Here is a 12,611-nt window from a genome sequence, read left to right on the forward strand (position 1 = left end):
CCTGTAAGGCAGCCGTCGGGCCGTGCCGGGGTGGGGACAACATTCTACGGAGATCAGGCAGCATGCGTATCCGCGTCGTTCGCTGGCTGGTGCTGCTCGTGCTTGCAATGGCAGCGGGCGTGTCGGTATCGGCCGCCAACCCCCTCGCCTTGTCGCCCCGGCAGAGCGAGTGGCTTGGCAAGCACCCTACCATCATCCTGGGTATGTACGACAGCGGCTGGCCGCCGTTCGAATCCTTGCACGAGGGCAAGCCGGTCGGCCTGGGCTATGACTACCTGAGCCTGCTCACGCAGCAGCTGGGTGTGCAGGTGAAGGTGCGGATGTACCGCGACTGGACCGAGGTGCTGGATGCTGCATGCCGCGGCGAAGTTGATGTGGTGATGAACATCACCCTTACCGCCGACCGCACCCGCTGCATGGTCTATACCCGTCCCTACGCCGATGCGCCGCTGGCGCTGGTCGGTCGCCCCGGTGATACCCGGGCCTCGGCCGATCCGGACCTGCGCGGGCTGCGTGTGGTCACCGAGCGCGAGTTCGTCACCAGCGAAGAAGTCCGCGCGCGCTTTCCCGTTGCCCGCCGCGTGATCGCTGCAAACACCACGGCCGCGCTGGCCATGGTCGGCAAGGGCGAAGCCGATGTGTATATCGGCAATGCCTATGTAGCCACGTCGCTGATCGCCGAGCGAGGGCTCACCGATGTCGCGTTGCTGCGCCCCAGCGACCTGCCGCCGGAGCGTCTGCACTTCGGGGTGCCCAACGCCAAGCAACCCTTGGCCGAAGCGCTGGATCTGGGGTTGGCGGCGCTGGCGGACACCGAACGCGCGCGCCTGAAGCGGCGTTGGCTGCAGACGCCGGAATGGTCGGCGCAGTCGCAGATGATCCTGGGCAATGCCGAAAAGCGTGTATTGGCGACACCACTGCGGCTGGCATTCGCGCCGAATGCGGCACCGCTGGCGTTCATCGACGGCGCCGACCAGCCCAGTGGCGTGGCGGCCGAATACCTGCGCCTGCTGCGGAACGTGGGTGCCCAGCTCACCCGCGTGCCAGCGCATGACTGGTTCGAGGCGCGCGAACAACTGCGCCGTGGCGAGGTCGATGCCATCATGGGCATCCCCAATGACTCCACGTACCTGGGTGACGACTGGGTATTCAGCCAGCCCTTCATCACTGTGCCCAACGTGATCGTGACCGCCAGCGGCAGCCGGTCGGTGCTCGGCATCGGCGATCTGGACGGACGCAGCATCCTGCTGACCGATCCGGACCGGTTGCGGGGCTACATCCTGCAGCAGGCGCCGAACGCCCGCATCGTGCCGGCGCGCAGCACCGAACTGGCCTTGGCCCGGCTGGCGCATGGCGATGCCGATGCCTACATCGGCAATCTGGCCATCGTCGACCGGATCGTGCGCGAGCGCTATCCCGCGCAACTCCACGTTGCCGCACCCGCTGGCTTCAGTGATCGGTTGTCGCTGGCGGTCAAACGACGGTACGCGCCACTGGCGACCACGTTCGACCGCATGCTGGTCAACATGAGCGCGCGTGAGCACGAGGCGATCCGCAGTGACTGGCTCTCGGCCGAATACCGCAGTGACCTGGACTGGCGCGGCATTGCGCGCTGGGCGGTGCCGCTGGCGCTGGTCCTGTTGACGGCGCTGCTGGTGCACGGCTGGGGATACTGGCGGTTGCGCAATGAAGTGGCGATGCGCCGGCGGGTCGAGCAGCGCTTGGCCGAAGTCACCGACAACCTGCCGGCGATCGTCTACCAGGGCCGGCGCGAGCGCGATGGCCGCTTGTCGCTGCCGTATATCGCCGGCGACACGGACGCCCTGTTCGGGGTCACCGCAGCCGAGGCCATGGCTGACGAAAGCGCCTTGATGGACCGCATCGACGAGCGCGACCGCCCCGGTGTGCGCCAGGCCATGGAACGCGCCGCGCGCGACTTCACTCCGTTGGACACGGAGTTCCGCACCTCCCCACATGGCACGCTGCACTGGGTGCGCGCGCGCGCGCTGCCTTACGATGCCGAAGACGGCGCGCTGCTGTGGAGCGGCTACTGGGTCGATGTCACCGAGGCGCGCGCGCAGGCCGATGCGCTTGCGTTGGCCAAGGCCGCGGCCGAGCGCGCCACCGCTGCCAAATCCGAGTTCCTGGCCACGATGAGCCATGAGATCCGCACGCCGATGTCCGGGGTACTCGGCATGGTCGAGGTGCTCTCGCACACCGCGCTGGATGGGGAACAGCGCCGCATCATCAGCGTGATCGAAGACTCGGCGCAGATGCTGCGGCAGATCCTCGATGACCTGCTGGACTACTCCAAGATCGAGGCTGGCGCGCTGACGCTGCAGGCACATCCGGTGGCGCTGCGCGCATTGCTCGGCAACGTGCAGCAGCTGCTTGCACCGCAGGCAGTGGCCAAGGGACTGGACCTGCAGATCCAGATCGACGACGACGTCGCGGCCATGCATCTGGCGGACGGTATGCGCCTGCGCCAGATCGCGTTCAACCTGCTCAGCAACGCCATCAAGTTCACCCACGCCGGTGAGGTCGACATCGCACTGACGGTGCTCGGCATCGATAGCGATGGCGCGCAGCAGCTGCGGCTGACGGTGCGCGATACCGGCATCGGCATTTCGCCGGCGCAGCGCGAGCATCTGTTCGCCCCGTTCGCGCAGGCCGATGCAGCGACCAGCCGCCAGTACGGGGGCACCGGCCTGGGCCTGAGCATCTGCCAGCGCCTGGTCGCCCTGATGCACGGCACGCTCACGCTGCACAGCGTGCCCGGCGAGGGGACCCGCGTGGAGGTGCTGCTGACGGTACCCACGGTGCCGGTGGACGAACAGCCCGGCGCGGCGGAAGACCAGGCGCAGAGGCTGCCGGTGCCGGCAGCGCTGCTGCAGCGGCGGGTACTGATCGTCGAGGACCATCCCACCAACCAGGCACTGATGGGCTGGCGCATGCAGCAGCTCGGCCTGCCGCACGTGCTGGCCGAGAACGGCGAACAGGCGTTGGCGCTGCTCGCGCGGACCCGTTTCGATCTGGTCCTCACCGATTGCCGGATGCCGGTCATGGACGGCTATGCCATGACCCGGCGTATCCGTGAGCAGGAGCGCGACCGCGGCACCGCCCGGTTGCCGGTGATCGCGCTCACCGCCAGCGCGATGGAGGACGATCTGCAACGCTGCCGCGAGGCCGGCATGGATGATCTATTGGCCAAACCGGTGGCGCTGGCCGCCTTGCGCCAGGCACTGCTGCAGTGGTTGCCGGACGCGCCAGCTGCTGCGGATGTACAAGGCAGCCTCCCTGCGCCGCCCGACCGGGCCGCGCTCACGCGCCGGTTTGGATCGGCGCACGTGGCCGCGGTGTTGATCGAAAGCCTGTGCAGCGCCTCCGCGGAGGATCTGGTGCAACTGCAGGAGGCCCTGCACGAGCGTGCGGCACCGGCGCTCGTGGATGTACTGCACCGGCTGGTGGGCGGGTTGGCGACGCTGGGGGCGGATGCCTTGGTGGTGGAGGCGCGCCATCTGATGGACAGCATCGACGACGACGGCGTGGCGGCGCATGCCGAGGCGGTCGGTGCGTTCGATGCGGCGTTGCGTGCCTACCTGGAACAGCTGCAGGCGTCCTGACCGGTTCCGTGGCGATCAGCGCTGCTGCTGCAGGTACTCGATCACCTGGCGCCGGCGCTCCGGGTCGGCAGTGGTGTTGACCATACGGGTGCCCGGCACCACATGCGTGGGCGAGCGCAGGAACGCATCCAGGGTCTGCTCGTTCCAGGTCAGCCCGGCCTCGCGCATGGCGTTGGAGTACGGGTAGCCGGTGACACTGCCCGCGCGCCGGCCGATCACCCCGTGCAGGTTCGGGCCGAAGCGGTGCACGCCGCCGGGGCTGACCGTGTGGCAGCCGGCGCAGATCGCGAACGCGCGCTGCAGATCCTGCTGATGGGCCTGCTCGGGCGTCTGCGGTGCGCGCGAACACGCCGCCAGCAGCAGGCAGGCCAGTAACGGCAACGTCGATCGGAAAGCAGGGGCCATGGCGCAGCGGTCACGTCCAACAGGACGCTCAGGATAGCGAGCGCGGCGGTGACTGCCGCGCCCGATGACCTGCGACCGGTGGTCGCAGGCCGTGTCGATCACATGCCCGAATAGTTTGGGCCGCCACCGCCCTGCGGGGTCACCCAGACGATGTTCTGGGTCGGGTCCTTGATGTCGCAGGTCTTGCAGTGCACGCAGTTCTGCGCATTGATCTGCAACTGTTCGTGCCCGTCGCTGCCGACGAACTCGTACACGCCCGCCGGGCAGTAACGCGCTTCCGGCCCGGCGTATTCGCTCAGGTTGATCCGCACCGGCACACTGGCATCCTTGAGCGTCAGGTGGCTGGGCTGGTCTTCGGCGTGGTTGGTGCTGCTCAGGAACACCGAGCTGAGGCGGTCGAAAGTGAGCACGCCATCGGGCTTGGGATAATTGATCTTCGCGTGCTTCGACGCCGGCTCCAGGCAGGCGTGGTCCGGGGTGCTGTGGCGCAGCGTCCACGGCGGGTTGCGGATGCCCAGCTTGGGCAGCAGCCACTGTTCGATGCCGGTCATCAGCGTGGCCACGGTCTGGCCCTTCTTGAACCACTGCTTGAAGTTCTTGGCCTGCTGCAGCTCGGCATGCAGCCAGCTGCTCTCGAATGCCTGCGGATAGGCGCTCAACTCATCGTGCTGGCGATCGGCGGCGAGCGCATCGAAGGCCGCATCGGCGGCGAGCATGCCGGTCTTGATCGCGGCGTGGCTGCCCTTGATCCGGCTGACGTTGAGGTAGCCGGCCTCGCAGCCGACCAGCGCGCCACCGGGGAACACCGTCCTGGGCAGCGACATCAGGCCGCCGGCGGTGATCGCACGCGCGCCGTAGCCGATGCGCTTGCCCCCTTCCAGGTGCTTGCGGATGTCCGGGTGCGTCTTGAAGCGCTGGAACTCTTCGAACGGGCTCAGCCACGGATTCTTGTAGTCCAGGCCGACCACATAGCCGATCGAGACCTTGCCACCCTCGGCGTGGTACAGGAACGCGCCACCGTAGGTGTCGTTGTCCAGCGGCCAGCCGGCGGCGTGCACCACCAGGCCCGGTTCGTGCTTGGCCGGATCGATCTGCCACAGTTCCTTGATGCCGATGCCGTAGGCCTGCGGATCCTTGTCGGCATCGAGCTGGAAGCGGGCGATCAGCTGGCGGCCGAGATGGCCGCGCGAGCCTTCGGCGAAGATCGTGTACTTGGCGTGCAGCGCCATGCCGCGCTCGAATGCCGGGCCGGGCTGGCCGTTCTTCTCGATGCCCATGTCGCCGGTGGCCACGCCGATCACCGCGCCATCGTCGCTGTACAGCACTTCCGCCGCCGGGAAGCCGGGGAAGATCGCTACCTCCAGCGCCTCGGCCTGCTGCGCCAGCCAGCGGGTGACCTCGCCCAGGCTGACGATGTAGTTGCCTTCGTTGTGGAAGCACTCCGGCAGCAGCGCGTTGGGCGTGCTGCGCGATCCGGCCTCGGTGAGGAACAGGAATTCGTCGCGGGTGACCTTCTGCTTCAGCGGTGCGCCACGCTCGGCCCAGTCCGGGAACAGTTCGGTCAACGCGCGTGGGTCCATCACCGCGCCGGAGAGGATGTGCGCGCCGGGTTCGGACCCCTTTTCCAGGATGCAGACCGACAGCTCGCTGCCAGCCTCGATGGCGCGCTGGCGCAGCCGGATCGCCGTGGCCAGGCCCGCAGGGCCGCCACCGACGATCACCACATCGAATTCCATCACTTCACGCGGGGGCAGGACGTTGATTTCTTCGCTCATGGGGCTGCGTAACTCTTGGGTAGTGCCGCGGGTTGAACGGCGGCGGTTGCCTGGGAATCGCCCGTGTCACGTCACGGCGAAACGGTGGATCAATGCGCCAGAGTACCGGTCCTTCCCGTTCACGCCTAGGCAGCAGCCTCGCCATGGCACGCAAGGCTCGCCGCGGAAGGTGGGTTGCTGCGATGCAACATTGGTGACGGCCGCGCAGGGATCACGCCTCCTCAGGCGGCCATCACAACGGTGCGTTGCTTTGATCCTCGTCACGATAGGTGAAGGGCGCTGCGACACCTGCGCGCAGATCCACCCTGACGATGGGGACCCATCGGCCCGTCTTGTCGCGGAACCGTGATTGCAATGATCGTGCGGAACTGCGGGGCGTTTCGGTGCCGCCGTCGTACGGAAACACGCAACGAACCCTCAATGGATACCCCGAGTGGCCCGACATGTCCGCGATGAGTCCACCCTGCGTGCGATACGCCCATACTTCCTCGATGTTGAGGTCGGCACGAAGGTAGGAGAATGCCACGCCATCGCGCCGCGCTTGACCTTCAGTGGGCTCCCAGCGGCGCGCGGCACGCAGCATCACCCCGCTGCACCGATACGCCGGTAATCCCTGGGCGCATTCATCGACCCATGCCTACCGTGCCGCGCACAAGCGATAGTCGGACCAACTGCAACAGCACCTATCGATCAGTTCAAATGCGGCAGGCACCGGGAAGTGAGCGCTGCGTGCCTGAACGTTGCGTTGGAAATGGCCACCTTGATGCAGCTCCGCTTCGGAGCGAATATCAGGATCGCAACATGAACATGATCGCCTGCTGTGTCGGTGCCTCCTTGGCGCTGGCAGGACTGCTCGGTGCCAAGCCCGCCCAGGCGTACCCGGTCGGCTTGCCTGCAGCCATCAGCAGTAGTGCCGAGCTCCAGAGCTATTGGTGCTGGGGCGCGAGCCCCGGTAATCCGCAACGTTACGTGATGGCCACGTCGGTAACAGAGGCCCGATGGATCTATGCGGCGGACGTGGGCATCCCGCCCAGGCAGGCCAACTGCCGCCGACAGGATCCGTAATCCGGCCACAGCGCCCGACATCGCCACGCTCCGGGCACGCACACGTTCGTATCTGGCCGGGGCGTGGCCATAAGGGATCAGGACATCCCGGCGATCGGGTGGCCGGCTGGATCGGCGCCCGGATGGAGCAGCCAGCTCCTGCTGCGCCAGCCCTTGGCCCCTACCTGCACAACGCCCACAATGGGGGCCTGTTCCACCGCCACCTGCCGGGATGCCATGTCACTCAATCCGTTCGATCTGTTCGATATCCGTTCGCTGCTGAGCGAGGAGGAGCGCGCGGTGCAGGCGACGGTGGCGCGCTTCACTGATACCCGGGTGCTGCCGATCATCGGCGATGCATTTGATGAAGGTCGCTTTCCCGACGAACTGATCCCCGAGATCGCTGCACTGGGTCTGCTCGGCTCCAGCCTGCCCGAACAGTACGGCGGCGGCGGACTGAACGCGGTGAGCTACGGCTTGATCTGCCAGGAACTGGAGCGCGGCGATTCGGGGCTGCGCAGTTTCGTCTCGGTACAGAGCTCGCTGTGCATGTACCCGATCTACGCCTACGGCAGCGAAGAACAGCGCGTGCGCTGGTTGCCGGACATGGCCACCGGCAAGGTCATCGGCTGCTTCGGCCTGACCGAGGCGCATGGCGGCTCCGATCCGGCGGCGATGAAGACCCGCGCGGTGCGCGACGGCGGCGACTGGCTGATCAACGGCAGCAAGATGTGGATCACCAGTGGGCCGGTGGCGGACATCGCGATCATCTGGGCGCATACCGAAGACGGCATCCAGGGCTTCGTGCTCGAGAAAGGCATGCCCGGCTTCAGCACCCAGGAGATCAAGCACAAGATGAGCCTGCGCGCCTCGCTCACCGGTGCGCTGTTCTTCGACAATGTGCGCGTGCCCGACCGTAACCGGCTGCCTAACGTGCAGGGCCTGAAAGGCCCACTGGGCTGCTTGAACCAGGCACGCTACGGGATCAGCTGGGGCCCGATCGGTGCCGCGGTGGCGTGCCTGGATGAAGCGCTGGCCTACACCAAGCAGCGGGTGCTGTTCGGCCGGCCGGTGGCGGCCACGCAGAGTGCGCAGATCAAGCTGGCCGACATGGCGCGCCGGATCACCACCGCGCAGTTGCTGGCATTGCAGCTGGGGCGCCTGAAGGATGCCGGCCAGCTGCAGCCGCAGCAGGTAAGCCTGGCCAAATGGAACAATTGCCGCATGGCCATCGACATCGCGCGCGAGTGCCGTGATCTGCTCGGTGGCGCGGGCATCACCACCGAACATGTGGCGATCCGGCATGCACTCAATCTGGAATCGGTGATCACCTACGAGGGCACCGAGACCGTGCACCAGCTGGTGATCGGGCGGGAGCTGACGGGCATCAACGCTTTTTGAGTCATTGCCCGCCGGCAAACCCGTTCTGGCGCCACGCCTCGTACATCACCACCGCGACGGTGTTGGACAGATTGAGGCTGCGGTTGCCCGGTTGCATCGGCAGGCGCAGGCGGCGGCCGTGGGGCAGGCTGTCGAGCAGGTCCTGGGGCAGGCCACGGGTTTCCGGGCCGAACAGGAAGGCATCGCCATCTTCAAATTGCTGGGTATCGTAACGCACGCTGCCGCGGGTACTCAGCGCGAACAAGCGCTTGGGCGCAATCACCTGCAGGGCGGTCTCCAGATCTGGATGGACCTGCAGTCGGGCGTATTCGTGATAGTCCAGGCCGGCGCGCTTGAGCTGCTTGTCGCTCAGGTCGAAACCGAGCGGCTCGATCAGGTGCAGCCGCGCGCCGGTGTTGGCGCAGAGGCGGATCACATTGCCGGTGTTCGGCGGGATTTCGGGTTGGAACAGGACGACATGGAACGTGGGCGTGGCAGTCATCGGCGAAGTGTACGCCGTGGCTGCAGGGGGCTGCAGCGACGGCTTACTGGCGGATCAGGGTCGAGGCAGCGGTCGAGGCGGCGGCCGCTGCGGTTTCCAGGGCCAGGGCCTGCAGATCGGCCGGCGACGGACGCACCTGCAGGGTGGGCAGGTTGATGATCACTTCGTTGGCCACCGCGGTGGCGGCAGCGGTGAAGGTGGCGACGTAGCCGCGGGCGGTGGTCTGTTCGGCAGCCAAGGCCTGGCGCTGTTCGGCGGTCGGGCGCACTTCAACGGCGGCCAACGTGGTGACGCGGCGGTTGGCGGTCAGTTCGGCGCGGTAATCGGCGATCAGGCCAGCGGTCGGGCGGACTTCCACGACGGCCAGGGTCGGGATGCTGCTGGTGCGCTCAACCTCGGCCTGGGCGATCTGGTCGGCGGACGGGCGGACCTGCACGGCGTCCAGGGTGACGATGGCGGGGGCGGCCTGCACCGACGAAGCAAACGCGGAACCGGCGGCAAAGGCGATGGCGATGGCGAGCGTCTTGGTGTTCATGGCGAGGTCCTGTTTAGTGTTGGTGAGCAGTGGTGTGGTAGTAAGGTAGTACACCGATTCGGGGCTTGCAAGAACAATTTGAACGTTCTTGTTTTTGTTCAGCACCCAGTCAGTTTCGGTTTGATCCTTGCTTCCCTTGCCCAGTACCACGCAGGACGCGTGCCAAGTTTTATCCGTTGATTCCAAAGGGTTTTTGTTGATCCGCGAGTGTCCGCTGTCCGGACAGATGTCCGCGGGATCGCGTCGCGGCTGTCCGTCAGGGCCCCAATGACTGTTGGCCGATGCCTTTTGCCCGGGCGGCGCGCTAGCATCCGGCTTCACTTTCATGACCAAGGAACCGGAATGACCGTCCAACTTCGACCGCGTGCTGCGCTGCTGGCTGTCGCGCTCTCCGCCGCACTGGGCTCACTGGCGCCCGCACCGGTCCTGGCCAAGCCGGCCACGGTGGCCAAGGTCGACATTCCGTTCGAGCAGTTCACCCTGCCCAACGGCCTGCGCGTGGTGGTGCACACCGACCGCAAGGCGCCGATCGTGGCCGTCAACATCTGGTACCACGTGGGCAGCAAGGACGAACCCGCCGGCCGCACCGGCTTTGCGCACCTGTTCGAACATCTGATGTTCCAGGGCAGCGAGAACCACGACGGCGAGTATTTCGAGCCCTTCAAGCAGGTCGGCGTGACCGGCCAGAACGGCACCACCAATACCGACCGCACCAACTACTTCGAGAACGTGCCCACCACGGCGCTGGACATGGCGCTGTGGATGGAGTCCGACCGCATGGGCCATCTGCTCGGTGCGATCGACCAGGCCGCCCTGGACGAACAGCGCGGCGTGGTCCAGAACGAAAAGCGCCAGGGCGAGAACCAGCCCTATGGCCAGGTCTGGGAAAAGCTGACCCGCGCGATGTACCCGGCAGGGCACCCGTATCACCACAGCGTGATCGGCTCGATGAACGATCTCAACGCCGCCTCGCTGGACGACGTGAAAACGTGGTTCCGCACCTGGTACGGCCCCAACAATGCAGTGCTGGTGCTGGCCGGTGACATCGATGTGGCCACGGCGAAAGAAAAGGTCGCCAGGTACTTCGGCGACATCCCGGCCGGCCCGAGCATGGCCCAGCCCAAGGTGGACGTGGCCAAGCGTGAGAAGAGCACGCGCGAAGTGATGACCGACAAGGTGCCGCAGGCGCGCATCTACCGCGCGTGGAACGTCGCCCAGGTCGGCACCACCGACATAGACCAGCTGCAGCTGTTCGCGCAGGTTCTCGGCGGTGCGAAGTCCTCGCGCCTGGATCAGCGCCTGCTGCACCAGGACAAGCTGGTGGACAACATCAGTGCCGGCGCCTACAGCTCGCAGCTGGGCTCGAACTTCGTGATCATGGCCAGCGTCAAGCAGGGCGTGGACCCGGCCAAGGTCGAGGCGATCATCGATGAAGAGGTGAAGCGCCTGACCAAGGACGGCCCGACCGCCGATGAGCTCAGCCGCGGCAAGACCGCCTTCCGCGCCGGCTTCATCCGCGGCATCGAGCGCATCGGTGGCTTCGGCGGCAAGGCCGACGCGCTGGCCGAGTGCACCGTGTACGAAGGTGACCCGGGCTGCTTCCGCACGTCGCTGGCCACCATCGATGCGGCCACTGCCGCGCAGGTGCGCGATGTCGGTGCCAAGTGGCTGGGCGCCGGCGACCACACCATCGTGGTCGAGCCGGGCGCGCGCGTTGCCTTGGCCGAACTGCCGTCGGAAACGCCCAAGCCGTTCACCGTGCCCGCCGTGGACCCCAGCTTCACGACGCTGGCCAAGCAGGTCGACCGCAGCACCGGCGTGCCGCAGACCAAGACCTTCCCGGACCTGAAATTCCCGGAACTGCATCGCGCCACGCTGAAGAATGGCACCCAGGTGATCCTGGCCGAGCGTCACGACATCCCGGTCGTGCAGTTCAGCTATGAGTTCCCGGGTGGCTTCACCGCCGACCAGGGCCGCAAGTCCGGCACCGCCAACTTCACCATGGGGCTGCTCACCGAGGGCGCCGGCAAGCTGGGCGCGCTGCCCTTCGCCGATGCCGCCGATGCACTGGGCGCCAAGCTCGATGCCTCCGCCTCGCTGGACAGCACCAGCGTGTATCTGTCCGCGCTGAAGGAAAACCTGGCCCCGTCGCTGGCCCTGTATGCGGACATGCTGCGCCAGCCGCGCTTCGACCAGACCGAGATCGATCGCGTCAAGGCGACCTGGATCGCCGGCATCCAGCAGGAGAAGGTCAACCCCAGCGCGGTCGCGATGCGCGTGATGCCGACCCTGCTGTACGGCGCCGGTCATCCGTATGCGATCCCGTTCACCGGCAGCGGCAATGAAGTGGACATCCAGTCCATGACCCGCGAGGACCTGGTCGATTTCCACCGTGATTGGCTGCGCCCGGAGCAGGGCACCCTGATCGTGGTCGGCGACACCACGCTGAAGGACCTCGTGCCGCTGCTGGAGCGCCAGTTCGGCAACTGGAAGGCCGAGGGCCCGGCCCCGCAGGTGAAGGCCCCGGTGGACGTGGCACGGCCGACCCAGGCCCGCGTGTACCTGATCGACCAGCCGGGTGCGGTGCAGGCCAACCTGTTCGCCAGCCAGGTGGTGCCCTCGTCCAAGGACCCGGGGTCGACCCGCTTCGACATCGCCAACGGCGTGCTGGGCGGCGACTTCACCTCGCGCCTGAACATGAACCTGCGTGAGCAGAAGCACTGGTCCTACGGTGCCGGCAGCAGCGCCAGCAACACCCTGGGCCAGCGCCCGTGGGGCGCCCGCGCACCGGTGCAGATCGACAAGACCGCCGAGGCGATGCAGGAGATGCGCAAGGAGATCGCCGAGTTCGCCAGCGGTGCCAAGCCGGCCACCCCGGCCGAGGTGGCGCGCATCCGCAACATCCAGAACCTGAGCCTGCCCGGTGCCTACGAGACCGCCAGCGCGGTGATGGGCACCATCAGCGGGATCGTGCGTTACCAGCGCCCGGACGATTATGTGGTCCAGCGCAAGGCCGAGATCGAGGCGATGACCCCGGCCCAGGTGCAGCAGGCCGCGGCCACGCTGGACCCGAACGCGCTGACCTGGGTGGTGGTCGGTGACCTCAAGCAGACCGAGGCACCGGTGCGTGCGCTCAACCTCGGCCAGGTGCAGGTGATCGATGCCGAAGGCAAGGTGGTGGCTCCGGCTGCTCCGGCTGCAGCGGCACCGAAGGCCCGGTGATGCCGACAGCGGGTCAGCCATCGCGCTGACCCGCGCCCCAGGTGCCGGGGACCCTCCCGGCCCCTGATCACCCTCGATTCAGTTGTTTCCCGCACACTCCCTTACGTATTCCAGCCAGGCCTTGT

9 protein-coding genes are annotated in these 12,611 nt (G+C 66.9%); 4 read left to right on the forward strand and 5 right to left on the reverse strand.

Translation table 11 applies throughout. The annotated features are described in order from the left end of the window. Positions 1 to 62 precede the first annotated feature (62 nt). Entirely contained in the window at positions 63 to 3,623 is a 3,561-nt protein-coding gene (locus AC06E9_RS15890) for an ATP-binding protein (protein WP_478056397.1), read from the forward strand. Between the two features lie 15 nt (positions 3,624 to 3,638). On the opposite strand, the gene AC06E9_RS15895 is transcribed toward AC06E9_RS15890, so the two are convergent. The 3 genes from AC06E9_RS15895 to AC06E9_RS15905 form a co-directional block, all read right to left on the reverse strand. Further along, entirely contained in the window at positions 3,639 to 4,028 is a 390-nt protein-coding gene (locus AC06E9_RS15895) for a c-type cytochrome (RefSeq protein ID WP_121044440.1), read from the reverse strand. Positions 4,029 to 4,126: 98 nt separating this feature from the next. Further along, a complete protein-coding gene (locus tag AC06E9_RS15900; RefSeq protein WP_478056398.1) occupies positions 4,127 to 5,803 on the reverse strand; it encodes an electron transfer flavoprotein-ubiquinone oxidoreductase in 1,677 nt (558 codons plus the stop codon). A gap of 232 nt (positions 5,804 to 6,035) precedes the next feature. Then, positions 6,036 to 6,389 carry a hypothetical protein gene (locus AC06E9_RS15905; RefSeq protein WP_461770843.1) on the reverse strand — a complete coding sequence of 118 codons (354 nt, stop codon included), beginning with the start codon at positions 6,387 to 6,389 and terminating at the stop codon, positions 6,036 to 6,038. Between the two features lie 215 nt (positions 6,390 to 6,604). Between AC06E9_RS15905 and AC06E9_RS15910 the strand changes: the two genes are divergently transcribed. Next, positions 6,605 to 6,868, forward strand: a complete 264-nt coding sequence (locus AC06E9_RS15910) for a hypothetical protein (RefSeq protein WP_478050183.1) — start codon at positions 6,605 to 6,607, stop codon at positions 6,866 to 6,868. 216 nt (positions 6,869 to 7,084) lie between these two features. Continuing rightward, the gene (locus AC06E9_RS15915; protein WP_121044431.1) at positions 7,085 to 8,248 is read left to right on the forward strand and encodes an acyl-CoA dehydrogenase family protein; all 1,164 of its coding nucleotides are present in this window, start codon (positions 7,085 to 7,087) and stop codon (positions 8,246 to 8,248) included. 1 nt (position 8,249) lies between these two features. Here AC06E9_RS15915 and trmL read toward each other — a convergent pair whose 3' ends face one another. Both trmL and AC06E9_RS15925 read right to left on the reverse strand, forming a co-directional pair. After that, positions 8,250 to 8,729, reverse strand: coding sequence for a tRNA (uridine(34)/cytosine(34)/5-carboxymethylaminomethyluridine(34)-2'-O)-methyltransferase TrmL (gene trmL / locus AC06E9_RS15920; protein ID WP_152154138.1), 480 nt, complete (start codon positions 8,727 to 8,729; stop codon positions 8,250 to 8,252). 43 nt (positions 8,730 to 8,772) lie between these two features. Further along, positions 8,773 to 9,264 carry an XAC0231 family protein gene (locus tag AC06E9_RS15925; protein ID WP_259260587.1) on the reverse strand — a complete coding sequence of 164 codons (492 nt, stop codon included), beginning with the start codon at positions 9,262 to 9,264 and terminating at the stop codon, positions 8,773 to 8,775. A 342-nt stretch (positions 9,265 to 9,606) separates the two neighbouring features. Between AC06E9_RS15925 and AC06E9_RS15930 the strand changes: the two genes are divergently transcribed. Next, positions 9,607 to 12,486: a M16 family metallopeptidase gene (locus tag AC06E9_RS15930; RefSeq protein WP_478056399.1), complete on the forward strand. Its 2,880-nt coding sequence runs from the start codon at positions 9,607 to 9,609 to the stop codon at positions 12,484 to 12,486. The last annotated feature ends 125 nt before the right edge of the window (positions 12,487 to 12,611 follow it).

The sequence above is a fragment of the Stenotrophomonas sp. Steno-Z10-BAI genome, from assembly GCF_056393115.1.

What these genes read in the sequence shown, in the direction of transcription:
- AC06E9_RS15890 (WP_478056397.1), top strand. Translation starts at nt 63, where the DNA reads ATGCGTATCCGCGTCGTTCGCTGGCTGGTGCTGCTCGTGCTTGCAATG.
- AC06E9_RS15895 (WP_121044440.1), bottom strand. Translation starts at nt 4,028, where the DNA reads ATGGCCCCTGCTTTCCGATCGACGTTGCCGTTACTGGCCTGCCTGCTG.
- AC06E9_RS15900 (WP_478056398.1), bottom strand. Translation starts at nt 5,803, where the DNA reads ATGAGCGAAGAAATCAACGTCCTGCCCCCGCGTGAAGTGATGGAATTC.
- AC06E9_RS15910 (WP_478050183.1), top strand. Translation starts at nt 6,605, where the DNA reads ATGAACATGATCGCCTGCTGTGTCGGTGCCTCCTTGGCGCTGGCAGGA.
- AC06E9_RS15915 (WP_121044431.1), top strand. Translation starts at nt 7,085, where the DNA reads ATGTCACTCAATCCGTTCGATCTGTTCGATATCCGTTCGCTGCTGAGC.
- trmL (WP_152154138.1), bottom strand. Translation starts at nt 8,729, where the DNA reads ATGACTGCCACGCCCACGTTCCATGTCGTCCTGTTCCAACCCGAAATC.
- AC06E9_RS15925 (WP_259260587.1), bottom strand. Translation starts at nt 9,264, where the DNA reads ATGAACACCAAGACGCTCGCCATCGCCATCGCCTTTGCCGCCGGTTCC.
- AC06E9_RS15930 (WP_478056399.1), top strand. Translation starts at nt 9,607, where the DNA reads ATGACCGTCCAACTTCGACCGCGTGCTGCGCTGCTGGCTGTCGCGCTC.